This is a genomic window from Vibrio sp. CJQ_6, from assembly GCF_043106745.1.
Taxonomy (GTDB): domain Bacteria; phylum Pseudomonadota; class Gammaproteobacteria; order Enterobacterales; family Vibrionaceae; genus Vibrio; species Vibrio furnissii.
Window position 1 is genome coordinate 493,483 of record NZ_JBICMV010000028.1, and the last position, 23,488, is coordinate 516,970.

A 23,488-nucleotide genomic window follows, 5' to 3' on the forward strand; every position below is an offset into this window, starting at 1 on the left:
GATGAGAAAATATAATTGTTGTTATTTTGTTTCTTTACGTTTACGTAAATGTTAGTGCTATGCTTACGTAAACGTCAAGAAACCGCAGGGCGAAAAATCGCCGGGGTGAAATGACCAAACGATGCCTGTGCACCGTTTGTCGCCGTATTCAGCAGTCCCTGACTTTGCGCCAATCTGTGGTCATCACTTTCGTCAACGAGGACGGGGTATGGAAAAAGCCATCTGGATTGTATCTGCCAAACGAACGCCACAAGGACGTTTTCAGGGCGCATTGAAAGAGTACACCGCGCCGCAACTGGGCGGAGCGGCCATCAAAGCGGCATTGAACGACACATCGGCCCCCATTGAGCAAGTCGATGAAGTGCTCATGGGCTGTGTTCTGCCTGCCGGGTGCGGCCAAGCGCCTGCAAGGCAAGCGGCGCTGAATGCGGGCCTGCCGCTCTCGGTGGGGGCAACCACCATCAATAAAGTGTGTGGCTCTGGCATGAAAGCCGTGATGCTGGCACATGACCTCATCAAAGCGGGCAGCGCGCAATGCATGATTGCGGGCGGGATGGAGAGCATGACCAATGCGCCGTACCTGCTGAGCAACGCTCGCAGTGGCATGCGAATGGGCCACCAAACGACCTTTGATCACCTATTTCTCGATGGATTGCAGGATGCCTACGACGGGCACCTGATGGGCGTATTTGCCCAGCAGATCGCCGACAAACTTGAGTTCAGTCGCGAAGCGATGGACGAATGGGCAGCGCTGTCTGCGCAACGTGCTTGGGAAGCGCAAGCGCAGCAACTCTTTGTCGCTGAAATGACGCCGCTGACGTTTGGTAAACAGGCCGAATTGCTTGATTACGACGAACATCCGCGCGCCATCAAGCTCGACAAAATTCCACAGCTTAAACCCGCCTTTGCCGAGGATGGCAGCGTCACGGCGGCCAACTCCAGTGCCATCGCCGATGGTGCTGCTGCCTTGATGTTGATGGATGAAGATTCTGCGCGTTCGCAAGGTTTGGAGCCTTTAGCTGTGATTCGCGGCCACGCCACGCACGCCAGATTACCAGCAGAATTTACCTTAGCGCCGGTGTACGCCATCGAACAACTGCTGTCGCAGCTTGACTGGACGGTGGATGAAATCGATCTGTGGGAGATTAATGAAGCGTTTGCGGTGGTCACCCAAATCGCCGTGCAGCAGCTCGGGTTGGATGTCGACAAAGTGAATGTCAAAGGCGGTGCCTGCGCGCTGGGTCACCCGATCGGGGCCAGTGGCGCGCGCATTCTGGTCACGTTGATCCACAGCCTGCGTCAGTTGCAGGCGCTGGGTGTCAACGGCGATAAATCGCAGCAGAAAGTGATGCGCGGCGTGGCATCGCTCTGTATCGGCGGCGGTGAAGCCACGGCCATCGCGATTGAGATTCCGTTGTCGGAAGCCTGAAGGCAATCGCCTGAAATAACGGCCTGAAACTAACAGACTGAAACTAAAAGCGTTTTTTGAATACGCGAGAGCCGCGCGGACAACGACAACAGACAGTGCACAACTTGCGTGCGGCGCTCACCATGGAACACAACATTGAACCCATGATCGACAAGGACAACGTTATGCTAAACCCGGTTCCTTTATTCATTGATGGCGAATTTCGTCAGTCGGCCACCAAAGCGTGGGTTGACGTCACCAATCCGGCGACCAATGACGTCATCGCCTCGCTGCCCTGCGCAACGGATCTCGAAATGAGCGAAGCCATCACCAGTGCGCTGATTGCTTTTCAAACCTGGAAGCAGGTTGCGGTGCCAGAGCGCGCTCGTCTGATGCTGCGTTACCAACATCTGCTGAAAGAACATCATGACGAGCTGGCGCAAACGCTGTCGCAGGAAACTGGTAAAACACTGGCGGATGCGAAAGGCGATATCTGGCGCGGCATCGAAGTGGTGGAGCAGGCGGGCAACATTGCCAGCAATATGATGGGGGAGATGGTCGAAAACGTCGCCAGCGACATCGACACCTACTCCATGATTCAGCCGCTGGGGGTGTGCTGCGGCATTACGCCATTTAACTTCCCCGCCATGATCCCGTTGTGGATGTTCCCGCTGGCGATTGCTGCTGGTAACACCTTCATCTTGAAACCGTCCGAACAGGTGCCGCTGACGTCCGTTCGCCTCGCGCAACTGTTTGAACAAGCGGGCGCGCCGAAAGGCGTGTTGCAGATTGTTCACGGGCGCAAAGAACAGGTCGATTTTCTGCTCGAACACCCTGAAATCAAAGCCATCTCTTTTGTCGGTTCGGTGAAAGTGGCGCAATACATTTATCAGCAAGGGACACAGCATTTTAAGCGCGTGCAGGCATTTGCCGGGGCGAAAAACCACATGGTGGTGATGCCGGATGCCAATAAAGAACAGGTGATCAACAACCTAGTCGGGGCGTCGGTAGGCGCGGCGGGTCAGCGCTGCATGGCGATCTCGGTGGCGGTGCTGGTGGATGGCGCGAAGAAATGGCTGCCGGAACTGAAAGCCGCGATGTCGAAAATGCATCCGGGTCGCTGGGACGACAGCAATGCGGCGTACGGGCCGCTCATCAGCCCACAAGCCAAAGAGCGGGTACAACGCCTAATCCAACAAGGGATCGACGAAGGTGCCGTGTGCGAACTGGATGGCCGCCAATGCGAAGTCGACGGACTGCCCAATGGCAATTGGGTTGGGCCGACGCTGTTTAGTGGCGTCAGTACCGACATGAGCATTTACCGCGAAGAAATTTTTGGCCCGGTGTTGGTGTGTCTGGAAGCCGATTCTCTGGAAGAAGCCATCGACATCATCAACAGCAATCCGTATGGCAACGGCACCTCAATTTTCACCGCCAGCGGCGCGGCGGCGCGCAAGTTCCAGCATGAGATTCAGGTGGGTCAGGTCGGGATCAACGTGCCCATTCCGGTGCCGCTGCCGTTCTTCTCGTTTACCGGCTGGCGCGGCAGTTTCTACGGCGATTTGCACGCTTACGGCAAGCAGGCGGTGCGTTTTTACACCGAAACCAAAACCGTCACGGCGCGCTGGTTTGACGACGATATTCCCAGTGGTCCGAACTTGACGATTCATCTGCGCTAATCCGCAGGTTTAGTTTTCACGACACGACGATTCGGAGCTCATTATGGATTTTGAATTCAACGAAGATCAACGTGCGTTTGCTGATACCGCTCGCCAGTTTGCCAGTGAACGGCTGGCACCGATGGCGGCCACGTGGGACGAAGAACACATCTTTCCGAAGGATGTGCTGCGTGAAGCGGGCGAGCTGGGTTTTCTCTCGCTCTACACGCCGGAAGACGAGGGCGGGCTTGGTCTCAGTCGCCTTGATGCCTCACTGATTTTTGAGCAACTGGCGATGGGGTGCACCTCCACCACCGCGTTTATGACCATTCATAACATGGTGACGTGGATGGTCGCGAGCTTTGCAACGGCGGAAGCCAAAGCGCAGTTTTGCCCCAAACTGGTCACCGGCGAATGGCTCGGATCTTATTGTTTGACTGAACCCAATGCCGGCTCCGATGCCGCCTCGCTCACCACGTCAGCGACCAAAGTGGGCGATGGCTATCTGCTGAGCGGCAGCAAAACCTTTATTTCCGGCGCTGGGGATACCGACGTGCTGGTGGTGATGGCGCGTACTGGCGAGGCTGGCCCGAAAGGCATTTCCGCTTTTGTGGTGCCCGCCCAAGCCGATGGTATTACCTACGGGCGCAAAGAGCCGAAAATGGGCTGGAACAGTCAGCCGACCCGTTCGGTTACCTTCGATAAAGTGCACGTGCCAGCCAATGCTTTGCTGGGCGAAGAGGGCCAAGGGTTTACCTTTGCGATGAAAGGGCTGGATGGTGGGCGAATCAACATCGCCACCTGCTCGGTCGGTACGGCGCAACAGGCGCTCAATCAGGCGACGCAATACCTGCAAGAGCGCAAACAGTTCGGTCAATCGCTGGCGCAGTTTCAGGGGTTGCAATTCAAGCTGGCGGACATGGCGACCGAACTGGTCGCGGCGCGTCAATTGGTGCGTTACGCCGCCAGCAAACTGGATCGCGGCGATCCGCAAGCGACGGCATACTGCGCGATGGCGAAACGCTTTGCTACCGATGTCGGTTTTCAGGTGTGTGATGCCGCGCTGCAACTGTATGGCGGCTATGGTTACATCAAAGAGTATCCGCTGGAGCGCCATTTCCGCGATGTGCGGGTGCACCAGATCCTCGAAGGCACCAATGAAATCATGCGCCTGATTGTGGCGCGTCGGCTGTTGTCTGACGGCGGGGAACTGCTGTAAGCCAGCGCCCCAAAACGGAAGTCAGCACAAAAAAATTAAGGAGTGGTTATGACGTCCAACAGTTACTCACCACAACACCCGGCCACGGATGGCGAATCCCATGCGCTGATCGGTTTTCATCTGCATCATCATGTGGCCGTGGTCACCATGAACAATCCGCCCGCCAATACCTGGACGGCGCAAAGTTTAGAACAGCTTAAAACGCTGGTGCAGTCGCTCAATCTCAACAAAGCCGTGTACGCCTTGGTGCTGACGGGCGCAGGCGAGAAGTTCTTCTCGGCCGGGGCGGATCTCAAACTGTTTGCCGATGGCGACAAAGCGCGTGCGCTCAAAATGGCGCGCGTGTTTGGTGAAGCGTTTGAAGCGTTGTCGGAATTTCGCGGCGTTTCGATCGCGGCGATCAACGGCTACGCGATGGGCGGTGGTCTGGAAGCGGCGCTGGCGTGCGACATTCGCATTGCCGAAGAGCAAGCGGTGATGGCGCTGCCGGAAGCCAAAGTCGGCCTACTGCCGTGCGCGGGCGGCACACAAAATCTCACCGCGTTGGTGGGAGAAGGTTGGGCCAAGCGGGTGATCTTATGCGGCGAGCAACTGACTGCTGCCAAAGCGCACGAGATTGGTTTAGTGGAAGAGGTGGTCGCCCACGGCGAAGCGCTTAATCGCGCAATTGCGATGGCGGAATCGGTCGCGCAGCAATCGCCCTCATCGGTGGCGGCGTGCAAAAAGCTGATTCAGCAAACCCGCTTTGCGCCACGTCAGCATGGGCTGATCAAAGAGCGTGAATACTTTCTCGATCTGTTCGATACCGAGGATCAGACCGAAGGCGTGCAGGCCTTTTTGCAAAAACGTGCGCCGCAATGGAAAAACCAGTAAGCGGTATGCAGTCAGTCATAAGGCAGAACGTTCGCCACACAAGTTGCAAATTATCAGGAGGCAATATGACGGACCGGGTCAGTTTTCAGGAGCTTTGGTGCCGGGACCAAACACATAAAATTGGAATTGCTACTTTGGACAATCCGGCGTCGCTCAATGCGCTCAGCTACAACATGCTGGCGCTGCTGTTTGACCAACTCAAACAGTGGCAGGACGACGAACAACTGATGTGTGTCATTCTCGAAGGCGGCGGCGAAAAAGCGTTTTGCGCCGGCGGCGATGTACGCACTATGCACAACGTCATGCGTGACAAATGCAAAGCCGAAGTGCAGGCGTTTTGCACCGAATACTTCTCACTTGAATATGAGTGCGACTACCTGATTCACACCTACAGTAAGCCGATCATCGCCTGGGGCGACGGCATTGTGATGGGTGGTGGCATGGGCCTGTTTATGGGATGCAGCCACAAAGTGGTCACGCCGCGCTCGCGCATGGCGATGCCTGAAATCAGCATCGGACTCTATCCTGATGTGGGCGGCACCTGGTTTTTAAACCGCTTACCCAAAGGCATCGGGCTGTTTTTGGGCCTGACGGGCGCGTCTATCAATGCCACCGATGCGATTGATATTCGCATGGCCGATTACCTGCTGCTGCACGAACACCATTCGGCCATGCTGGAACGCTTGCAAGCGCAGCGCTGGGAAGGCAACGGTTTTACCGTGGTAGGCAATGTCTTGAGCGAACTGGCGCTGATGGTGGATGACGCCGAACCAGACAGCCAATTGCTGCCGTATCTGGCCAACATTCAGTCGGCTTGCCGCGCCAATACCCTCGCTGATATCTGCGACAACATTCTTGGCATTCGTGGCGACGATAAATGGATCGCCAGTGCGCGAAACAACCTCGCCGCGGGCAGCCCGATTTCGGCGCACATCACCTATCGCCAACTCACCGAGTGCAGCCAGTTAACGCTGGCTGAGTGTTTTCGTTTGGAGCTGACACTGTCGGTTCGCAGCGCCTTACTGGGCGAATTTCAGGAAGGGGTGCGCGCGCGCTTGATTGATAAAGATGGCGCGCCGACCTGGCGTTATGGCTCGGTGGCCGAAGTGGATACCACCGTGATTGATGAACTCTTTACCTCATTGTGGAACGACGCTGCGCATCCGCTGGCATCGCTGGGACAAGCCCACTAACCACACCATTTCAAGGAGACAGAACATGAGCACCATCGCGTTTATAGGACTGGGTAACATGGGCGGCCCAATGGCTGAGAATCTGCTCAAGGCTGGATTGCCGGTGCGGGTGTTTGACCTCAACACGCAGGCGGCCAAAAAACTGGAACCGCTGGGTGGCGTGGTTGCCGAGTCTCTGCCCGCAGCGGTGGAAGGCGCCGACACCGTGATCACCATGTTGCCCGCGGGTGCGCATGTTCGCGCGGTTTACTTGGGCGATCACAGCGGCGGTGTGGGGCTGCTCAATATGATCGAAAGCGGCACCTTTCTCATCGACTGCTCAACGATTGATCCGGAATCTGCGCGGTTGGTGGCGGCTGAAGCCGAGAAAAAAGGCTTCGAGTTTGTCGATTCTCCGGTTTCCGGCGGCGTGGCGGGCGCAAAGGCGGGCACATTAACCTTTATCGTCGGCGGCACCGATTCGGCGTTTAAAAAGGCGCACGATGTGCTCAAACACATGGGCAAAAACATCTTCCATGCGGGCAATGCCGGTGACGGCCAAATGGCCAAGATCTGCAACAACCTGATGCTCGGCATTCTGATGTCCGGCACGTGTGAAGCGCTCAATCTTGGCATGGATAACGGCCTCGACCCCACAGTGCTGTCGAACATCATGCTGCAAAGTTCAGGGCGCAACTGGGCACTGGAGCTGTACAACCCGTGCCCGGGCGTGATGGAAAACGCACCTGCCAGCAACCAGTATCAACCGGGGTTTATGAGCAAACTGATGCAAAAAGACCTCGGGCTGGGCATTGATGCGGCGCTGAAAAGTCAATCCTCGATTCCGATGGGCTCGCTGGCGCGCAATCTGTACGCTTTTCACAACGCAAACGGCAACGAAGAACTCGATTTCTCCAGCCTGTTTGAGTTCTATCGCTCACGGGGCTAAGCCGCTGGCAGGGAGAAAAAACATGAATCTTAGAGACAGTGTGATTGTGATTACCGGTGCCGGACAAGGACTGGGGCAGATGATGGCGGTGACGCTGGCCCAAGCCGGAGCCGATTTAGCACTGCTGGACATGAACGAGCAGGGGCTGCTCGATACTCAGAAGCAGTGCCACATGCTGAGCGCTAAAGCCATTTATTACGTCATGGATGTGACCAACGAGGCGCAGGTGGTGACCACCTTCGAAGACATCGTCACCGATTTTGGTCATGTCGATGGACTGATCAACAACGCGGGTATTCTGCGTGATGGTCTGCTGGTGAAAGTCAAAGACGGCCAAGTGAGCAAAATGTCCCTTGAGCAGTTTGATACCGTGATGAATGTCAACGTGACCGGCACCTTCCTGTGCGGACGCGAAGCGGCAGTGAAGATGATCGAAACCAAACGCAAAGGGGTGATCATCAACATCTCCAGCGTGGCGCGCGCAGGCAATATCGGCCAAACCAACTATTCGGCATCTAAAGCGGCGGTGGCGACTATGGCCACCAGTTGGGCGCGAGAGCTGGCGCGGTATGGTATTCGTGCGGCGGCGATTGCGCCGGGGATTGTGCACACCGCGATGGCCGATCAAATGAAACCGGAAGCGATTGAACGGCTGAAACAGATGGTGCCCGTCGGGCGCATGGGTGAACCGGGCGAAATCGCGCATGCGGCGAAATACATTCTGGAAAACGACTACTTCACTGGCCGAGTGCTGGAAATTGACGGCGGGATGCGTATGTAACGCGGCGTGTTTACCGCAATTCAGCAAGCCCGCTTTATGCGGGCTTTTTTGTGCCTGCGCTTCGCTGCGGTGGTACTCGCTTGAATTATTTCATATCTGCAATTCAGACTTGCCAATACTGTAATTAACATCCGGTTAACGCTTGGCTATTCTCAAAGGGCGAATAACAAGGAAGGTGAATGTGGTCAAGACGTTAACCGCTGCGCAGGCAGCAGAATGGATCGCCGACGGCGATGCCGTCATGCTTGGCGGCTTTATTGGCAGCGTAGTTCCCGAAGCGATTGAACGCGCAATTGGCGAACGCTTTGAGCGCAGTGGCAAGCCGCAGGATCTCACCCTGTTGTTTGCCGCCGGGCAGGGCGATGGTAAAAGCCGCGCGGTGAATCATCTTGCGCAGGAAGGGTTGGTCAGCCGCGTGATTGGCGGTCATTGGGGCTTGGTGCCCAAGCTGCAAGCGTTGGCAGTCAACAACCAGATCGAAGGTTACAACCTGCCACAAGGGGTGATTTCTCATTTGCTGCGCGACACCGCCGCCGGAAAACCGGGCACGCTGAGCAAAGTCGGCCTAGGCACTTTTGTGGACCCGCGCATCGAAGGCGGACGAATCAACAGTCGCACGCAAACCGATTGGGTCGAAGTGGTCGATTTTCGCGGTGAAGAGTTTCTGTTTTATCGCCGTCTGCCAGTGAACGTGGCGATTTTGCGCGGCACCACCGCCGACCAAAACGGCAACATCACCATGGAAGATGAGTGTTTGATCGTTGAAAGTTTAGCCGCCGCGCAGGCGGCGAAGAACCAAGGCGGTAAAGTGATTGTGCAGGTGAAACGTGTGGTGGAAGCGGGCATGCTCGACCCGCACGCGGTCAAAATTCCGGGGATTTTTGTTGATGCGGTGGTGGTGTGTGACAACCTCGCCGACCACATGCAAACCTTCGCCACGCAGATGAATCCGGCGTTTGTCGGCCGCCTGGGGGGCGAATCGGTGAAACCGCAAGCGGTGGATGAGGCGCTGGACGCCAAAACCATTATCGCTCGCCGCGCTGCGATGGAACTGCGCTCTGGCGCGATTCTCAATCTGGGCATCGGTGCACCGGAATACGTCGCGGCAGTGGCGCGCGAAGCAGGCATTTTGGATCAATTCACGCTGACGGTCGAACCGGGCGCGGTCGGCGGCGAACCTGCAGCAGGGCTTGATTTTGGCGCGTCGCGCTACCCGCAGGCGATCATCAGCCAGGATCAGATGTTCGATTTCTACGACGGCGGCGGCATCGATCAAGCGTTTCTGGGCTTAGCGCAGTGCGACCGTCTCGGCGATATCAACGTGTCGCGTTTCGGTTCGCGCATCGCAGGATGCGGCGGCTTCATCAATATCACCCAGAACGCCAAGGAGGTATTTTTCTGCGGCACCTTTACCGCGCAAGGACTGCAAACCGAAGTGGTGAACGGCAAACTGCGCATCGTGGCAGAAGGCCAGCAAGTCAAATTCCTTCCCGCTGTTGAGCAGATCACATTCAGCGCAGCGCAGGCGCGTAAAATCAACAAACCCGTGTTGTATATTACCGAGCGTGCGGTTTTTACTCTGACCGAACGTGGCTTAACGCTGACGGAAATTGCACCGGGGATGGATCTCAAGCGCGATGTGCTCGCACAGATGGGCTTTGAACCTTATATCAGCCCAGCGCTGAAACTGATGGATGAGCAGATTTTTAAGCCTCAATTTACGTTAAGGATTGATCATGAATAATCAGCAAAAAGTGGCGGTCGTCACCGGTGCCGCGCGCGGGATTGGTCGCGCGATCAGTGAGCAGTTACTTGAAGATGGCTTCAAGGTTGTCGGGCTCGACATTTCACCGGTTGAATGGGCTAGCCTTGAGCAGACCCGCTACGAACGGGTCAGCAGTTATCAGGTGAACTTGTGTGATGCCCAAGCCGTGGCGCAAACCGTCGCCTGTATCGCCGAACAACATCAACGGGTGGATGTGTTGGTGAACAACGCTGGCATCACACGAGATGCGATGCTGACCGACATGCTCGAAAGTGACTGGAACAGCGTGCTGGATGTGAATCTCAAAGCCGTTTTCCTGTTAACCCAGAAGATCGCACCGCTGATGTTGGTGCAGGGCAGTGGCAGCATTGTGAATATCTCATCCATCGTCGGCACCGACGGCAACATCGGCCAAAGCAACTACGGCGCCAGTAAAGGCGGCGTGATTGCAATGAGTAAAGGCTGGGCCAAAGAACTGGCCCGCAAAGGCGCGCAAATTCGCGTGAACTGTGTTGCGCCGGGCTTTATCGAAACCGACATGACCAAAGACCTACCCGAAAAAGTGATTGGCTACATGACCTCAAAAACACCCCTCGGGCGCATGGGCTCCGTGCAAGATATCGCCGACGGCGTGTCCTTCCTCGCCTCAGACAAAAGTCGCTTTATCACCGGACAGGTGCTGAAAATCGATGGTGGGTTGGTGTTGTAAGTGTTTGGGCGAATTGGCAAGCTGATACGGTAACGAAATATCTGGTCAGGGTTTGCTCTGATTTTCTACAGCTCCCCCAACTTTTTGGGGGAGTTGAGCACTCATCTCACTATGCGGTGACTGACTTACTTACTTTTCATAAAGCTCAGAGGTGTGTGCCCAGTTTGTTTTTTAAAGAATGCGATAAACGCACTGTCAGAAGAGAAACCTAGCCAATCAGAGACATCGTTGACTTGCTTTTCTCTAGACAGTAATTCAATGGCTTTCAATAAACGCCATTGCTGCCTCCAGTCTTGGTAGGACATCCCCGTTTCAGTTTTGAATAGTCGACTCACGGTTTTAGTGCTTGCACCAACGGAATCGGCAATCGAAGTCAGGTCTGGCACTAAAAAAGATTCTTGCATCAATTGTGCTCGGAATTTTTGAAGTCGTCGATTTGACGGCAAAGGCAATTGGAACGCATGACGTTTAGCCGCATAAAACTCTTCCCAAAACAGAGCCGTCGTATTTTGCATTTCATTTTCTGGTTTGTCCCATGCCCACAGTGCCATTTTATCAATCAAAGCCTTTAGCAAAGTATCTACCTCTACCATGGTCATGCTCGTTGGACAGTCGAACATGTCACAATCGAAATACAGTGAGCGATAAGCCACCACGTTAGTCATCACCACTCGATGTTGAGTGTATGGTGGAATCCATACCGCTTTTGTCGGCGGCAAAATGCAGAGTAAGTCATTTAAAACAAAGCTCATACATCCTTGGGGCGCATAGAGCAGTTGTCCTTTCTTGTGCTGGTGCATACCTGAGTCGTGCTTACCGATATCGGCTGCAATCCCTATCACGCAAGCGGTTAATTTATCTGCATCAAACAGGGTTTGTTCATCGATAATTGCCATTTGTCCGAATCTTGTTGTTTTTGGTATGAATGTTGTTAATGGGTAAAGGATAGCCTCATCTATACTGCGTGCCAAGTTCATACATGAGGACACAAGATGAATATAAAACCTTCATTAGGGTTGATGGTTGTACTGCTGATGTTTCCGCAAATCGTGGAAACCACTTACAGCCCAGCTTTGGGGTCTATTGCTCAATCATTCTCCGTCAGCTATTCCCAAGCTGCCCAAACGTTATCGGTATACTTCTTGGCGTTCGCTGTTGGCGTCGTGGTCTGGGGAATATTGGCAGACAAGTTGGGTAGACGCCCAACAATGATGATTGGCTTGTTTATTTACGGTATTTCGGCTTTGGTAGCGATGTATACGGAAAGCTTTGCCATCATTATGGTCGCACGGGCATTGAGTGCGTTCGGCATCGCGGTTGGTTCCGTTGTGACACAGACGATGCTTCGTGATGCGTTTAGCCGCGAAGAGTTAGGTAAAGTTTTTAGCGTCATGGGAATTGGGATCTCCATTAGCCCTGTATTAGGCATGCTCTTAGGTGGCCAACTGACAGCAATGGGGGGCCATCACTATGTATTCTTGGCACTGTTTGTCATGGCTCTAGTCCTATTTTTGTACAACCTCTTTAAGCTTCCAGAAACGCAAATTGAGCGTCAGCCGCTTCGACTGGGTTGTTTAAGTATGCGTATGTGGAAGGATTCACACATATGGTTCTCAGCGTTGTTAGTTGCGTTGTACAACATTGCTCTATTTTCCTATTACCAGCTTGGCGCATTTACTTTTGCAGAATTAGGTTATGGTTCTGAACAGTTTGGCTACAGCGGTGTGGTATTGGGATTTGGCACGCTATTAGGCAGTTACTTAAACAAAACGTTACTTTCCAAACAAGTGTTACAACGTTCGCTACTTTGGGTGTCGGCAATGCTGTTAACGGCAGGTGCGATAGGGGTTTACATCACGTTAGATTCTATCTGGTTTGTGGCATCGATGATGTTGGTGGTGATGTCTTTTGGTATCGCGATTCCCAACGTGCTGAGCGTTGCTTTGGTTGACTATAAGCCGCAAGCGGGAAGCGCTGGTGCACTGTTCGGGCTATTGTATTACTTATTGATTGGTGGCGGATTGGCTCTGGTTGGCGAAGTTCAACATTTAGGTAAAGTGCTTATAGTCGTTAGCGCCGCGACCGTGGTGGTGACATCGTTGCGAAAGTAATCGGTCACAGGTCGTGCGGTGTAATCGTTGGATACGACAAATAGTTCACCCAGCAATACAAAGAAAGGGGCGTAATGCCCCTTAACTCAGTTCAACTGGTCGTGACCTAACCTAGGCGCACAACCGAATCGGTAGATTTCAGTCTACAAAAAAACCGTCAGAAGACGGCTTTTGAGGTCATTGTCGAGGGCTTAAGCACAGCACTTTTTGTACTTTTTGCCACTGCCGCAAATGCATGGTTCGTTGCGGTTTGGTGTTTTGTCAAAGGTAATTGTTTTAGGCTTGTTTAATACCGTATCAAGTTCAACCGTGTTCTCTGGTTGATTTGCGTCGACGACAATATTAACGACCAGAGCGTGCTCAGAAAGCAATGCTTCGATCTCGGCTTTACGAGCTTCAGTTGGTACGACAACGTTGATTGGAGCTTCTTCCGTGCCGGCTTTCACATCACGTTTGACGTTGTAGCCTGAAATGACGTGGTTTTGCCTCGCATCGATTCGACCTTTAAAAAATAGTTTGGACATTTGAAACTCACTGATGATGGTGGGGTGTAATTGGGCGGCGATTATACGGAACTATGGCAATTGATAAAGCAGTTCCTACGATGGGCATCGGATTCCTGCATCACAACATGTTAAAAGGGACTGTCAACGCATGGCGTTTTCAGTCCCTTTTCTGTTTTGGTGAATCAGGTTGGATGAATATCGTGTTAATACATGGCCTGCCTCTTACCCATACGCTACGCTGGGTACCCACAAGACGAGCTGTGGCCAGATCACCAAGCACACCAACGCCAGCAACTGAATCACGATAAACGGGACGACGCCGCGGTAAATCTCTTTGAGCGTAATGCCTTCCGGACAGACGCCTTTCAGATAGAACAGCGCAAAGCCGACAGGTGGGGTGAGGAAGCTGGTTTGCAGCGCCATCGCCACCAACATCACAAACCATACCAGGCTCGGGTTATCCACCACGCCATGACCATCCAATTCAAACCCTAGGCTGGCGACAACTGGTGCGAGCAGCGGCAGGGCGATCAGCGTGATTTCAATCCAGTCGAGAAAGAAGCCAAGGAAGAACACGATCATCAGAATAAACGCGATCACGCCGTAGGGGCCGAACGGCAATCCGGTGAGGAAGGATTCGATCAGCTCGTCACCGCCGAGTTCGCGCAGCACCAAAGCAAAGCACGACGCGCCAAGGAAAATCATAAAGATGTAGGCGGTGGTGCCGTATGAGGTCAGCACGACTTCTTTGAGCACCTTGAGGTTGAGTTTGCGGTTGTACGCGGCCAGCAACGTCGCGCCCAAAGCACCAATGCCGGAGGCCTCGGTAGGCGTGGCAATGCCCGCGAAGATGGAGCCTAACACCACCACAATCAGAATCACAGTTGGCGTGATGTCTTTAAACACCTGCAAGATCAGGCGCCAGTCGACGGGCTGTACATCTTCCGGAATCGGCGCGCGGGTTGGCGACAGTTTACCGACCACCAGAATGTAGGCGATGTAGAGCGCGCCAAGCAGCAGCCCCGGCAGGAGAGCGCCCATAAACAGGTCGCCGACCGAAAGCCCCAGCTGATCAGCCATGATCACCAGCATGATGGACGGTGGCAGCAGAATGCCGAGCGTTCCGGCGGACGCGACCGTGCCAAGTGCGAGTGGCATGTGATAGCCCTGACGCATCATGGTCGGCAGCGACATCACGGTCAGCAGCACGACCGATGCGCCGATAATGCCCGTCGAGGCCGCGAGAATAATCCCGATCGCCATCACCGTCACCGCAAGGCCGCCGTGCACTTTACCGAACAGTTGCTGCATGGAGGCCATCAGCTTTTCGGCGATACCGGATTTATCGAGCATATTGCCCATAAAGATAAACATTGGCAGTGCGACCAGAATCCAGTTATCCATGATTTTGTAGATGCGGTTCACCACCAGTCCCATGCTGGTGTAATCAAGCCCGGTAAAGGTGTCGAGATACAAATCCGCGAAGTAGCCGACCGCCCCAAACACAATGCCAATGCCGCCGAGTACGTACGCCACCGGAATGCCGGTAAACAGCAGCAGGATGAAGGAGCCAAACATGGCAATCACAATCCATTCATTCGGTTCCATGCGGCCCTCCTTTCATCAGGGTATCGACGTTTCTTAGCACGCCCGCCAGCATTGCCATCAGCAGCAGCGAGAAACTGAGGGGTATCACGCTTTTGATCAGCCAGCGATAAGGCAGGCCGGAGGGGGACGAGGAGCTTTCATTCATTCGCCACGACTCATAGGCGAAATCGTACGAGTGCAGGATTACCACCACCACAAACGGCATCGCCAGAAACAGGGTGCCGAGAATGTCGATGATGGCTTTTTTTCGGGTGCTGAACTTGTGGTAGAACAGGTCGACCCGAACATGCAGATTGGTGATTTGCGCATACGCCGTACCAAACATCACGGCGGTTGCGTACAGGTGCCACTGTAACTCTTCCAGCGTGACCTGACCGTTGGAGAAGACTTTGCGCAACACGACCTGAAGGATGATGATGCCAACCAACAGCAGGTTGGCCCAGGCAAAGACTTTGCTCACGGACGAAACGCCACGTTCAATATGCAGGTAGAGAGGCACAGCAGGCGTAGATGCGAGAACCTTGCTCATTCGTGCGTCCTTAGAAAAAAGGCCGGCCCGAGAGCCGGCGAGAGTGATTATTTTGTGTGTGATTGACGTGGCAGGAAGGCGTTCGCTTCCCACAGGGCGTAATCGTGGCGGAACTTGCTCAGGTCGTCCCACACTTTGGCAAAGAATGGATCGGCTTTTTTCTTCTCGTCGACCACTTCCATCCAGGTGGTTTCAAACAGGTTGAGCATGGTGTCGTTCCAGTAGCGGATCTCCACGCCATTCTGCTGCGCTTTTTGCATCGCGGAGTATTGAATCGCTTCGCCTTCCGCGATTGAGTAGGTCATGGTCGCCATACAGGTGGTTTCCACGGCGCTTTGCTGCGCTTTGTCCATCTTCTTCCAGGTGTCTTTGTTGATCAGCAATTCAAACACCGTCGACTGTTGGTGCCAGCCCGGGAAGTAATTGTATTTCACGATCTTGTAAAAGCCGAGACGTTCATCGATGGCTGGCTGAGAGAATTCAGACGCATCAATCGCGCCTTTTTCCAGTGCGCCAAAGATCTCGCCGCCCGGCATCTGCACCGTGCCCACACCCAGTTTTTCCATCACCGACGCGCCAAGGCCAAAGAAGCGCATGTTGAGGCCTTTCAGATCCTCTGGTTTTTCAATCGGCTTTTTAAACCAGCCGGACGTTTCCGGAGAGATGATGGCACACGGCAACACTTTGACGTTGTAACCGCCTTGGTCGTACATCTCTTGATAGAGTTTCAGGCCGTTACCGAAGTAGAGCCACGCCATGTATTCACCGGCTTCCGGGCCAAAGGGAACTGAAGAAAAGAGGGCGGCGGCCGGAAGGGTGCCTTGCCAGTAACCGGCGGTGGCGTAACCGGAGTTCACTTTACCGGTTGAAACGGCATCGAGAATTTCCGCCGGATTCACCAGTTTGCCGGGTTCATAAATTTTCATTTTGATGGTGCCGCCGGAGGTGTCGGTGATGTGGTCGGCGTACCATTGAATCGGGGTGCCGAGCGCAGGCAGATGCGTCCCGAACGCGACCGGGGTTTTGAGCAGAATCTTTTCCGCCGCCTGAACATGAAATGTGAGTGCTGTCGCCGCAATCGAAAGGCTGGTGGCAAGTGCAACTTGAGTGAAAGCCATTGCTAACTCCTGTGGGGTAAGTTCCTTGTTTTGAGTTTAAAAATGTGAACATCCCAAGCTCATTGATGTTAATGGGATGTTACATTTAGTCTCAAGTGTAGAGGGCGAAACGCATCGCCTCTATTGGGAAAACTGCGCAAATTTTGTCAGTAATATGTGCAGAAAATGGCGAGTTTTGTCCGTAAAACTACGTACACAGCCAAGGATGAGGCCAGAGTTTCCATGGGATTGATCAGTAACCGTAAGCTGACGGTGAATATCTTGCTGCTGTCGATTGTGCCGCTGATTGTGGTGGTCGGCATTGTGGCCAGCATTCTGTTCAGTCAGGCCAGAACGCTGGTGGCAGATCAGGTGCAGCTCACGCGCAACAACGTGCTGGCGGCAAAACGTCAGGAGTTGCAACAGTACGTCGAACTGGCGCTGAAAAGTATTGAACCCTACTACCGCGATGCGCAGCTGGAAGAGGCCGAGGCCAAGCGTTTGGTGTCGGAAAAGCTCAGTCAGCTCACCTATGGACGCGACGGCTATTTCTTTGTCTACACTTGGGGCGGCGAAGCGCTGGTGCTGCCGTATCAGCCGGAACGTGTCGGGCGTAATTGGTGGGACGTGGAAGACTTTCACGGCAAAAAACTGCTGCAGGCGCTGATTGAAGTGTCCAAACAGGGCGGTGGATTTGTCGAATACTACTGGCACAAACCGTCGACGCAGGAGCCGCTGCCTAAACTGAGTTACGCCATCGCGCTGGAAAAATGGGGCTGGATGCTCGGCACCGGCGTCTATCTGGATGATATCGAGCGTCAGATTCAGCACATGCAAAGCGGCTTTGACCAGAACATAGGCAAAAGCAGCAGCGCTTTGTTTGGCGTAGTGTTTATTGCGGTGTCGGTGATTGCCGGGCTGGGCGCATCGCTCAACCTCAATGTGCGCCGTATGGCGAACGAGCAACTGAGCCAGTTGAACCAGCAGATCATCAATTCGCAGGAAAATGAGCGCCAGCGCGTGTCGCGAGAATTGCACGATGGCGTGAACCAGTTGTTGGTGGCCGCCAAATACCGGATTGATAACGTGCAGCGCGAGCAGGATGAGCAGCGTAAGCAAACCGAGCTGGAAGCGAGCAAAGCGGTGATGGAGCACGCGATTGTCGAGCTGCGGCGTATCTCGCGTGATTTGCGCCCACCGCAGCTGGACGATTTGGGGTTGGTGGCGGGCATTGAAGCGTATCTCAATGATCTGCGCCGCCGCACCGATTTGGAACTGGTGTTTGAACACGATATCGACGGCGTCGAGATGGTGGCCGAAGTGGAAACCACCTTGTATCGCGTGGTGCAGGAGTCGCTGCATAACGTGGAAAAACATGCCGATGCCAGTGGCGTGGATGTGGTGATGCAGCGCGAAGGGCGTCTGCTGATCCTCACCATCAGCGACGATGGCAAAGGCATCACCAAAGAGCGATTGAAACAGAAAACAGCGCCGCAGGATCACATGGGGCTGCAAAATATGAAGGAACGGGTACAGGCCATTGGAGGCCAGTTTTCGGTGTCGAGTGAGGTGGGTGAAGGCACCGAAATTCGCGTCAGTTTAGACATGGAGTTTGTATGATAAAGCTAGTATTGGCCGATGATCACCGCTTAATGCAGGATGGTCTGAAATCGCGTCTGGAACGGGAAGATAACCTCAGCATTCTGGCCTGTGTCGGCACGGGAGACGACGCACTGGACATGACGCGCAAGCTCAAGCCGGATGTGCTGCTGCTTGATATCAACATGCCGCGCATGAACGGTTTGGAGGTCTTGGAGCGTATTCAGCAGTCGAATCTCAGTACCTCGGTGATCATGCTGTCGATGCACGACAGCAAAGATTACGTGATTCGCGCCGTGAAAGCGGGCGCGAAAGGGTACGTGCTCAAAGATGTCAGTTCGGATGAACTGGTGCTCGCGATCAATCAGGTCGCGCAGGGGCGCTCGTACCTCTGCCCGCAGGCGTCGGATAAGCTGCTGGCGCAGTTCAACGAAAAGCCCGCCGAGCGCGATGAAACGCTGTCGAAACGCGAATCGGATGTGCTGAAAGCCATCGTCAGCGGTTGTGGCAACAAAGACATCGCCGATACGTTGCACATCAGTGTGCGCACGGTGGAAACGCATCGCTTGCGCATCAAAAAGAAACTCGGCGCGTCATCGACCGCCGCGCTGGTGAAACTGGCGCTGGAAAAAGGCTTGGTGAACTGATGGCGGGGCCACTGCTTTCCAGTCGCCAGCCGATTCTGGATAAGATCCTGTTCTTTTGCGTGGTGATGCAAACCGGATCGTTCAAAGCCGCCGCGCAACGACAGGGCATTTCCGCCGCCGCAGGCAGCCGCTGGGTCAAAGAGCTGGAAGAGACGTTGTCGGTTGAACTCATCAAACGCAGCACGCGCCAGCTGGCCGCGACCCAAGCGGGGCAACTGTTGTACGAACGCTTTGCGCCGATGATTGGCGAGATCGATACGTTGTGCGAAGCGGTGCAAAACCTCAGCGAGCAGCAGCAGGGCGAAATCCGCCTCTCGTCAACGCCGCTGTTTGCACGCCAGTATCTGACCAAAATCGTGGCCGAATACATGGCGCTGCATCCAAAAGTGCATTTCAAAATCTTTATTGAAGCGGGGGAGTTTGACCCGCTCACCATCGATTTTGCCTTTCGCGCCCTCGCCACGTATGACGGTGAACCGGTGGAAGATTCGCTGCTGATCCGCAAACGCCTGCTCAGTGAGCCGTTGTATTTGTGCGCCTCGGAACGCTATCTGGCCGAAGCGGGCATACCGACCACGCCGCAGGCACTGAAAGCGCATCGCTGCTTGTATGCACGCACTTTGTTGGGCGGCAATCGCTGGTGTTTTGAGCGCGACGAGCAGCCGGAGATCGTCACCATTCGTGATGCGCTGGAGTGCGACAACAGCGAAATGCTGCTCCATCTTGCGCAGCAAAGTGCGGGCATTGCTTATCTGCCACATTCGCTGGTGGAACCGTGTTTACGCAGCGGCGAATTGCATCATGTGATGCCGCAGTATCGCTGCGCGAGCTTTGACATCTTTCTTTACTATCGGCCACGGCACCCGATGCCAGAGCGTTGCGCCAGTTTTAAACGTTACCTGCTTGAGCGGGTGGAAGCGTTGCAAAAACAAGGGCCAGCGCATGACGCTGACCCAAAGCGTGCTGTGCATGCCGCGCCTTAACGCGCGGATCGTGCGCAGAGGAGTGCGTGACGGTGTGCGCGGAAGTGAGACTGCGCGCGGAAGTGAGCATGCGCGTGGAAGTTAACTTACTGCGCCTGACAGCAGACGCGGGCAAATTGTAGCAGGACCTGTTTGGCTTGCTTGGTTTCGGCGACCTGAGCGCTTTTCGCTGGGTAGTCGTCTTCAAACTCGTGTTTCAGACCATCCAGCGACATCTGCATGATCTCGGGTGTGAATTCCGGGTGGAACTGCACGCCCCAACACGCAGGGCCGACACGGTACGCATGATGCGGTTCAAAATCGCTGCGCGCGAGATGAACGGCGCTCTCTGGCAGCGTCAGCACCGATTGGTAATGAACCGCTTGCGCGCCAAATTGCTCAGGCAAATGCGCGAAAATCGCATCGTCGTTCGCCGCAGGTTCTTTGGCGATCTGCACGGTGCCGATTTCCAAGCCTTGCGGGTGATAACCGACAACGCCACCGAGCGCTTGCGCAATCAACTGATGGCCAAAGCAGATACCCAGCAGGGGAATTTGGCGCTCAACCAATTGAACAATTTCGTCGGATAACCGCAGCATCCACGGCTTTTTCTCGGAAGCCATCGCCAGCGAACCCATGATGATGACACCCGCTAAGGTGTCGAAATTTGGCAGTGCGTGCTGCACGCCGTCATGGAATTCGATGTGAATGTCGTGCTGCTCGACGCCCTGCGAACGAATTGCGCGCAGCGCCCACTCTTCAAAATCCCCGAACTTTTCCAATTGAGCTTGCGGCGCCTGACCGACATTGACGATGAGTAGTGTTTTCATACGCTTCCTTACGATGGATGTTTCTACCTGTGCCGTTGAACACGGCTGAATTTGATGCGCTGAGTCGACGATGAAGTCCACTCAGGTCAATGAATACGACTCACCATATCATGTCGAAGCGTTGGCGTATTGTAATTTGACGACATGGGGAAGGTGGGAACAGAGGCGTTTGGTAAACAAAAAAAGCTGAAAGTGTCCTTTCAGCTTTGGTTGTGCTTCGGATTTGTGTGGTGGTTACACCGATTGAGCGTACAGTTCGATGACTTGCTCTTTGGTCATCGCGATAGGGTTGCCGCCTGCGCATGGGTCGGCCATGGCATCGTTGACCCACGCCAGTGTGTCGGTTTCTGTGATGCCCAATTCGCCAAAACCAGCGGGAATCCCAACACGTTGATTGAGCGCTTTGATGGCGTCAATCGCGGCGAAGCTTGCTTCTTCCTCACTCATGGCAGACGTATCGACGCCCATTGCGCGAGCGATATTGGCAAACTTTTCCACACGCGCCGGGCGGTTAAATTCACACACAATCGGCAGCAAAATAGCGTTGCACACGCCGTGCGGCAGATCTTTTTGCGCGCCAGCAGGGTGCGCCATCGCGTGCACCATGCCCAAGCCCGCGCTGTTGAACGACAGCCCCGCGACAAATTGGCCGTACGCCATCATCTCGCGCGCTTCAAGGTTGCTGCCATCATCCACCGCGCTGGGCAGATGCTGCGCGATCAATTTAATCGATTCCAGAGAGATGTAATCGGTGAGCGTATGCGCGCCCACGGAAACGTAAGATTCAATCGCGTGCGTGAGCGCATCAATGCCAGTCGCCGCGGTGACGGCACTCGGAATGCCCAGCATCACGCTTGGATCGTTCACCGACACATCGGGAATGATTTTGTCGGAAATGATGACGTGTTTGACGTGCGTGGCGGTGTCGGTAATCACTGCGTTGCTGGTGACTTCGGCTGCTGTGCCTGCGGTGGTGTTGATGGCGTAGAGCGGCGCGCCAAGTTGGGCCACTTTTTCGATGCCGTTGTAGGCCGAAATTGGGGTTGGGTTGGCCGATAAAATGCGAATTGCTTTGGCGGTGTCAATCGCGCTGCCGCCGCCAAAACCAATGATGTATTGCGCGCCGCACTGTTCAAATGCGTCCAGTGCGCTGGCGACGGTGTGGGTATCTGGGTTGGGACGAACTTGGCTGAACAGGGTGAGGTTTAAGTTGGAATCAGTCAGCTTCTTGGCAAAGCCCAACTCAACCATGGTCGGGTCGCAAATCAGCAGGCCGGGCGCGTTGTCATGGGTTTGTTGTAAACGCTCAACGAGCGCTTCAATCGCGCCCACACCGGATAAATTGATTTTGGGAAATGCGAGTTTAAATACAGTCATCACTGCCTCATCTAATGAAATAAAAACTGAAATAAAGGGATTCGTCTGAAAGCATTAAATCGCGTGCTGGGGGAAATTAACTTGAAAAAAAGGCCGAATCAAAACCACGTTGGGCGGTTTTTTCTAGATGCCACTTGATGGGTTCACAAATTCATCGGCTGGTGCTGTGCTCACCGTCATCGTTGTGGGCACGCAAGAGACACTGTTGTGGACGAGTGGTCGCCATTGCGTGTCATCGCTCGCATGGTCTAAGGCGTAAAAAATTGAGTTGCACAAAAATTTTGCGAGAGTAGTATAGCAGTTTAGATGGCTAAACGTCTGTTGACGTAAACGCTCGCACAGAACACGGAGAAGAAAATGAAAGGATTGAAGAAAGTCGGTCAGTGGGCATTGGTGGCAACCCTGTTTGCCGGGTTAACCGCGTGTGGTCAACAGGATCAAGCGGAGATCAAAGTCGGTGCCACAGTTGGTCCGCATGCCCAAGTGGTGGAAGCGGTTGCCAAAGAAGCAGCGAAGCAAGGCTTAAAGGTCAAAGTGGTGGAGTTTTCCGACTACATTACGCCGAACGCGGCATTGGAAGATGGCAGCATCGATATCAACAGCTACCAACATCAACCGTTTTTGACCAACTACAACAGCAGCCACGATTCGCATTTGGTGTCGATTGGTGAATCGATTCTGATGCGTATGGGTGTGTACTCAAACAAATACCACGCGATTGAAGATCTGCCAGACGGCGCGCGCATCGCGATTCCAAACGATCCCACCAACGGCGGCCGCGGCTTGTTGCTGTTTGCTGATGCAAACTTAATCAAACTGCGCGATGGCGTGGGTTTCAAAGCGTCATTGAACGACATCGTCGACAACCCAAAACACTTCCAGTTTATCGAAGTGGATGCGGCGCAACTGCCACGCACACTGGATGACGTCGACGCTGCGGCGATCACCATGAACTATGTGATGTCTGCGGGTCTGGATCCGAAAAAACAGGGCATTTACCTTGAGTCGAAGCAAGCGCCGCTGGCGGTGATGGTGATTGCAACGCGTGAGAAAGACAAAGACAACGAAGCGTACAAGAAATTTGTGCAAATCTATCAATCACAGCCGATTCGCGATTTCTTGGATGAAACCTTCAAAGGCACTATTGAACCGGCTTTCTAGGCATTTTCTTTACATTTCGCTGCCATTTTTACTCAGTCATTGAATACAAGTCGCCATCGAAGTTCCCTTCGATGGCTTTTTTCTTTTGATCATTGGGGCAAGATCGCAGATGCGCGAACAGTTTGATTGATGAACTTGAGTCATGAGTAGAGCGTGCTAGAGTTAGGGATAGCACTGCTTAAAAAGTGAGCAGTGCGTTTGTGTCACCCATTAACTCACGAGGTTTCTATGCTAGGCGAAAATCACTCTTTAGCGAACGAATATCCAGAGCACTTGGATACCATCAGTCAGCTAACCGCGAGCGATGAGGCATTTGCAGCAAATGCGTCGAACTACAATTCACTAGACAGAGAAATTCGAAAACTGGAGCTCAGAGGCGCGCCGATTGACGACCACTCCATGAATTCGATGAAACTCAACCGAGCAGAGCTGAAAGACTGGCTACATGGCAAAATTATGGGCATGTAACCCGCCACGTGACCGGTGAGTTCACACCGGATCAGCCAAGGCCGCCGAACACGATGCCG

At 54.1% G+C, this 23,488-nt stretch carries 22 protein-coding genes; 15 read left to right on the plus strand and 7 right to left on the minus strand.

Going from position 1 to position 23,488, the window contains the following annotated elements; genetic code table 11:
- The first annotated feature begins 208 nt into the window (after positions 1 to 208).
- The 9 genes from ACF8PK_RS17090 (at position 209) to fabG (ending at position 10,534) form a co-directional block, all read left to right on the plus strand.
- Positions 209 to 1,429, plus strand: coding sequence for a thiolase family protein (locus ACF8PK_RS17090; protein ID WP_158142051.1), 1,221 nt, complete (start codon positions 209 to 211; stop codon positions 1,427 to 1,429).
- Between the two features lie 164 nt (positions 1,430 to 1,593).
- A complete protein-coding gene (locus tag ACF8PK_RS17095) occupies positions 1,594 to 3,087 on the plus strand; it encodes a CoA-acylating methylmalonate-semialdehyde dehydrogenase (RefSeq protein ID WP_392442608.1) in 1,494 nt (497 codons plus the stop codon).
- Between the two features lie 43 nt (positions 3,088 to 3,130).
- Entirely contained in the window at positions 3,131 to 4,285 is a 1,155-nt protein-coding gene (locus ACF8PK_RS17100; RefSeq protein ID WP_238820499.1) for an acyl-CoA dehydrogenase family protein, read from the plus strand.
- A 48-nt stretch (positions 4,286 to 4,333) separates the two neighbouring features.
- Complete coding sequence (locus tag ACF8PK_RS17105; protein WP_158164210.1) at positions 4,334 to 5,158, plus strand: enoyl-CoA hydratase; 825 nt, start codon at positions 4,334 to 4,336, stop codon at positions 5,156 to 5,158.
- Positions 5,159 to 5,223: 65 nt separating this feature from the next.
- A complete protein-coding gene (locus ACF8PK_RS17110) occupies positions 5,224 to 6,351 on the plus strand; it encodes an enoyl-CoA hydratase/isomerase family protein (RefSeq protein WP_392442613.1) in 1,128 nt (375 codons plus the stop codon).
- A gap of 25 nt (positions 6,352 to 6,376) precedes the next feature.
- The gene (mmsB, locus tag ACF8PK_RS17115) at positions 6,377 to 7,279 is read left to right on the plus strand and encodes a 3-hydroxyisobutyrate dehydrogenase (protein ID WP_392442616.1); all 903 of its coding nucleotides are present in this window, start codon (positions 6,377 to 6,379) and stop codon (positions 7,277 to 7,279) included.
- Positions 7,280 to 7,301: 22 nt separating this feature from the next.
- Positions 7,302 to 8,060 (plus strand): SDR family oxidoreductase, encoded by a 759-nt coding sequence (locus ACF8PK_RS17120; RefSeq protein ID WP_392442619.1) that lies wholly within the window; start codon positions 7,302 to 7,304, stop codon positions 8,058 to 8,060.
- A 181-nt stretch (positions 8,061 to 8,241) separates the two neighbouring features.
- Complete coding sequence (locus ACF8PK_RS17125; protein ID WP_392442622.1) at positions 8,242 to 9,804, plus strand: acyl CoA:acetate/3-ketoacid CoA transferase; 1,563 nt, start codon at positions 8,242 to 8,244, stop codon at positions 9,802 to 9,804.
- Positions 9,797 to 10,534: a 3-oxoacyl-ACP reductase FabG gene (fabG, locus tag ACF8PK_RS17130; protein WP_392442624.1), complete on the plus strand. Its 738-nt coding sequence runs from the start codon at positions 9,797 to 9,799 to the stop codon at positions 10,532 to 10,534. The genes ACF8PK_RS17125 and fabG overlap by 8 nt, the downstream gene beginning before the upstream one ends.
- A 125-nt stretch (positions 10,535 to 10,659) precedes the next feature.
- Here fabG and ACF8PK_RS17135 read toward each other — a convergent pair whose 3' ends face one another.
- Entirely contained in the window at positions 10,660 to 11,430 is a 771-nt protein-coding gene (locus tag ACF8PK_RS17135) for an AraC family transcriptional regulator (protein ID WP_392442627.1), read from the minus strand.
- 96 nt (positions 11,431 to 11,526) lie between these two features.
- On the opposite strand from ACF8PK_RS17135, the gene ACF8PK_RS17140 reads away from it, so the two are divergent.
- Complete coding sequence (locus ACF8PK_RS17140) at positions 11,527 to 12,645, plus strand: multidrug effflux MFS transporter (protein ID WP_392442629.1); 1,119 nt, start codon at positions 11,527 to 11,529, stop codon at positions 12,643 to 12,645.
- A 191-nt stretch (positions 12,646 to 12,836) separates the two neighbouring features.
- Here the strand turns inward: ACF8PK_RS17140 and ACF8PK_RS17145 are convergent, their stop codons facing one another.
- The 4 genes from ACF8PK_RS17145 to ACF8PK_RS17160 all read right to left on the minus strand — a co-directional run bounded on the left by ACF8PK_RS17145 (position 12,837) and on the right by ACF8PK_RS17160 (position 16,406).
- On the minus strand, positions 12,837 to 13,169 hold the full coding sequence (locus ACF8PK_RS17145) for a PBPRA1643 family SWIM/SEC-C metal-binding motif protein (RefSeq protein ID WP_020328247.1): 333 nt from the start codon (positions 13,167 to 13,169) through the stop codon (positions 12,837 to 12,839).
- Positions 13,170 to 13,373: 204 nt separating this feature from the next.
- Complete coding sequence (locus ACF8PK_RS17150; protein ID WP_392442631.1) at positions 13,374 to 14,759, minus strand: TRAP transporter large permease subunit; 1,386 nt, start codon at positions 14,757 to 14,759, stop codon at positions 13,374 to 13,376.
- Positions 14,746 to 15,288 carry a TRAP transporter small permease subunit gene (locus tag ACF8PK_RS17155; RefSeq protein WP_392442634.1) on the minus strand — a complete coding sequence of 181 codons (543 nt, stop codon included), beginning with the start codon at positions 15,286 to 15,288 and terminating at the stop codon, positions 14,746 to 14,748. The genes ACF8PK_RS17150 and ACF8PK_RS17155 overlap by 14 nt, the downstream gene beginning before the upstream one ends.
- Before the next feature lie 47 nt (positions 15,289 to 15,335).
- The gene (locus ACF8PK_RS17160) at positions 15,336 to 16,406 is read right to left on the minus strand and encodes a TRAP transporter substrate-binding protein (RefSeq protein WP_238809238.1); all 1,071 of its coding nucleotides are present in this window, start codon (positions 16,404 to 16,406) and stop codon (positions 15,336 to 15,338) included.
- A gap of 222 nt (positions 16,407 to 16,628) precedes the next feature.
- Between ACF8PK_RS17160 and ACF8PK_RS17165 the strand changes: the two genes are divergently transcribed.
- The 3 genes from ACF8PK_RS17165 to ACF8PK_RS17175 are packed head-to-tail and all read left to right on the plus strand — an operon-like array spanning position 16,629 to position 19,614.
- Positions 16,629 to 18,005 carry a cache domain-containing protein gene (locus ACF8PK_RS17165; RefSeq protein ID WP_158164218.1) on the plus strand — a complete coding sequence of 459 codons (1,377 nt, stop codon included), beginning with the start codon at positions 16,629 to 16,631 and terminating at the stop codon, positions 18,003 to 18,005.
- On the plus strand, positions 18,002 to 18,631 hold the full coding sequence (locus ACF8PK_RS17170) for a response regulator transcription factor (protein WP_032082041.1): 630 nt from the start codon (positions 18,002 to 18,004) through the stop codon (positions 18,629 to 18,631). The genes ACF8PK_RS17165 and ACF8PK_RS17170 overlap by 4 nt, the downstream gene beginning before the upstream one ends.
- On the plus strand, positions 18,631 to 19,614 hold the full coding sequence (locus ACF8PK_RS17175) for a LysR family transcriptional regulator (protein ID WP_014258176.1): 984 nt from the start codon (positions 18,631 to 18,633) through the stop codon (positions 19,612 to 19,614). Before ACF8PK_RS17170 ends, ACF8PK_RS17175 begins: the two co-directional genes overlap by 1 nt.
- Before the next feature lie 86 nt (positions 19,615 to 19,700).
- On the opposite strand, the gene ACF8PK_RS17180 is transcribed toward ACF8PK_RS17175, so the two are convergent.
- Positions 19,701 to 20,423 carry a glutamine amidotransferase gene (locus ACF8PK_RS17180; RefSeq protein ID WP_392442638.1) on the minus strand — a complete coding sequence of 241 codons (723 nt, stop codon included), beginning with the start codon at positions 20,421 to 20,423 and terminating at the stop codon, positions 19,701 to 19,703.
- Positions 20,424 to 20,657: 234 nt separating this feature from the next.
- On the minus strand, positions 20,658 to 21,800 hold the full coding sequence (locus ACF8PK_RS17185; protein WP_392442640.1) for an iron-containing alcohol dehydrogenase: 1,143 nt from the start codon (positions 21,798 to 21,800) through the stop codon (positions 20,658 to 20,660).
- Between the two features lie 357 nt (positions 21,801 to 22,157).
- Here ACF8PK_RS17185 and ACF8PK_RS17190 point away from each other — a divergent pair, with 357 nt between their 5' ends.
- On the plus strand, positions 22,158 to 22,961 hold the full coding sequence (locus tag ACF8PK_RS17190) for a MetQ/NlpA family ABC transporter substrate-binding protein (RefSeq protein ID WP_392442643.1): 804 nt from the start codon (positions 22,158 to 22,160) through the stop codon (positions 22,959 to 22,961).
- Positions 22,962 to 23,189: 228 nt separating this feature from the next.
- Entirely contained in the window at positions 23,190 to 23,429 is a 240-nt protein-coding gene (locus ACF8PK_RS17195) for a YdcH family protein (protein ID WP_004727865.1), read from the plus strand.
- Positions 23,430 to 23,488 lie beyond the last annotated feature (59 nt).

Excerpts from the sequence above, each read along its gene's own strand:
- ACF8PK_RS17090 (WP_158142051.1), top strand. The coding sequence starts at position 209 with ATGGAAAAAGCCATCTGGATTGTATCTGCCAAACGAACGCCACAAGGA.
- ACF8PK_RS17160 (WP_238809238.1), bottom strand. The coding sequence starts at position 16,406 with ATGGCTTTCACTCAAGTTGCACTTGCCACCAGCCTTTCGATTGCGGCG.
- ACF8PK_RS17185 (WP_392442640.1), bottom strand. The coding sequence starts at position 21,800 with ATGACTGTATTTAAACTCGCATTTCCCAAAATCAATTTATCCGGTGTG.
- ACF8PK_RS17135 (WP_392442627.1), bottom strand. The coding sequence starts at position 11,430 with ATGGCAATTATCGATGAACAAACCCTGTTTGATGCAGATAAATTAACC.
- ACF8PK_RS17100 (WP_238820499.1), top strand. The coding sequence starts at position 3,131 with ATGGATTTTGAATTCAACGAAGATCAACGTGCGTTTGCTGATACCGCT.
- mmsB (WP_392442616.1), top strand. The coding sequence starts at position 6,377 with ATGAGCACCATCGCGTTTATAGGACTGGGTAACATGGGCGGCCCAATG.
- fabG (WP_392442624.1), top strand. The coding sequence starts at position 9,797 with ATGAATAATCAGCAAAAAGTGGCGGTCGTCACCGGTGCCGCGCGCGGG.
- ACF8PK_RS17095 (WP_392442608.1), top strand. The coding sequence starts at position 1,594 with ATGCTAAACCCGGTTCCTTTATTCATTGATGGCGAATTTCGTCAGTCG.
- ACF8PK_RS17155 (WP_392442634.1), bottom strand. The coding sequence starts at position 15,288 with ATGAGCAAGGTTCTCGCATCTACGCCTGCTGTGCCTCTCTACCTGCAT.
- ACF8PK_RS17120 (WP_392442619.1), top strand. The coding sequence starts at position 7,302 with ATGAATCTTAGAGACAGTGTGATTGTGATTACCGGTGCCGGACAAGGA.
- ACF8PK_RS17105 (WP_158164210.1), top strand. The coding sequence starts at position 4,334 with ATGACGTCCAACAGTTACTCACCACAACACCCGGCCACGGATGGCGAA.
- ACF8PK_RS17145 (WP_020328247.1), bottom strand. The coding sequence starts at position 13,169 with ATGTCCAAACTATTTTTTAAAGGTCGAATCGATGCGAGGCAAAACCAC.
- ACF8PK_RS17195 (WP_004727865.1), top strand. The coding sequence starts at position 23,190 with ATGCTAGGCGAAAATCACTCTTTAGCGAACGAATATCCAGAGCACTTG.
- ACF8PK_RS17180 (WP_392442638.1), bottom strand. The coding sequence starts at position 20,423 with ATGAAAACACTACTCATCGTCAATGTCGGTCAGGCGCCGCAAGCTCAA.
- ACF8PK_RS17110 (WP_392442613.1), top strand. The coding sequence starts at position 5,224 with ATGACGGACCGGGTCAGTTTTCAGGAGCTTTGGTGCCGGGACCAAACA.
- ACF8PK_RS17150 (WP_392442631.1), bottom strand. The coding sequence starts at position 14,759 with ATGGAACCGAATGAATGGATTGTGATTGCCATGTTTGGCTCCTTCATC.
- ACF8PK_RS17190 (WP_392442643.1), top strand. The coding sequence starts at position 22,158 with ATGAAAGGATTGAAGAAAGTCGGTCAGTGGGCATTGGTGGCAACCCTG.
- ACF8PK_RS17170 (WP_032082041.1), top strand. The coding sequence starts at position 18,002 with ATGATAAAGCTAGTATTGGCCGATGATCACCGCTTAATGCAGGATGGT.
- ACF8PK_RS17140 (WP_392442629.1), top strand. The coding sequence starts at position 11,527 with ATGAATATAAAACCTTCATTAGGGTTGATGGTTGTACTGCTGATGTTT.
- ACF8PK_RS17165 (WP_158164218.1), top strand. The coding sequence starts at position 16,629 with ATGGGATTGATCAGTAACCGTAAGCTGACGGTGAATATCTTGCTGCTG.
- ACF8PK_RS17175 (WP_014258176.1), top strand. The coding sequence starts at position 18,631 with ATGGCGGGGCCACTGCTTTCCAGTCGCCAGCCGATTCTGGATAAGATC.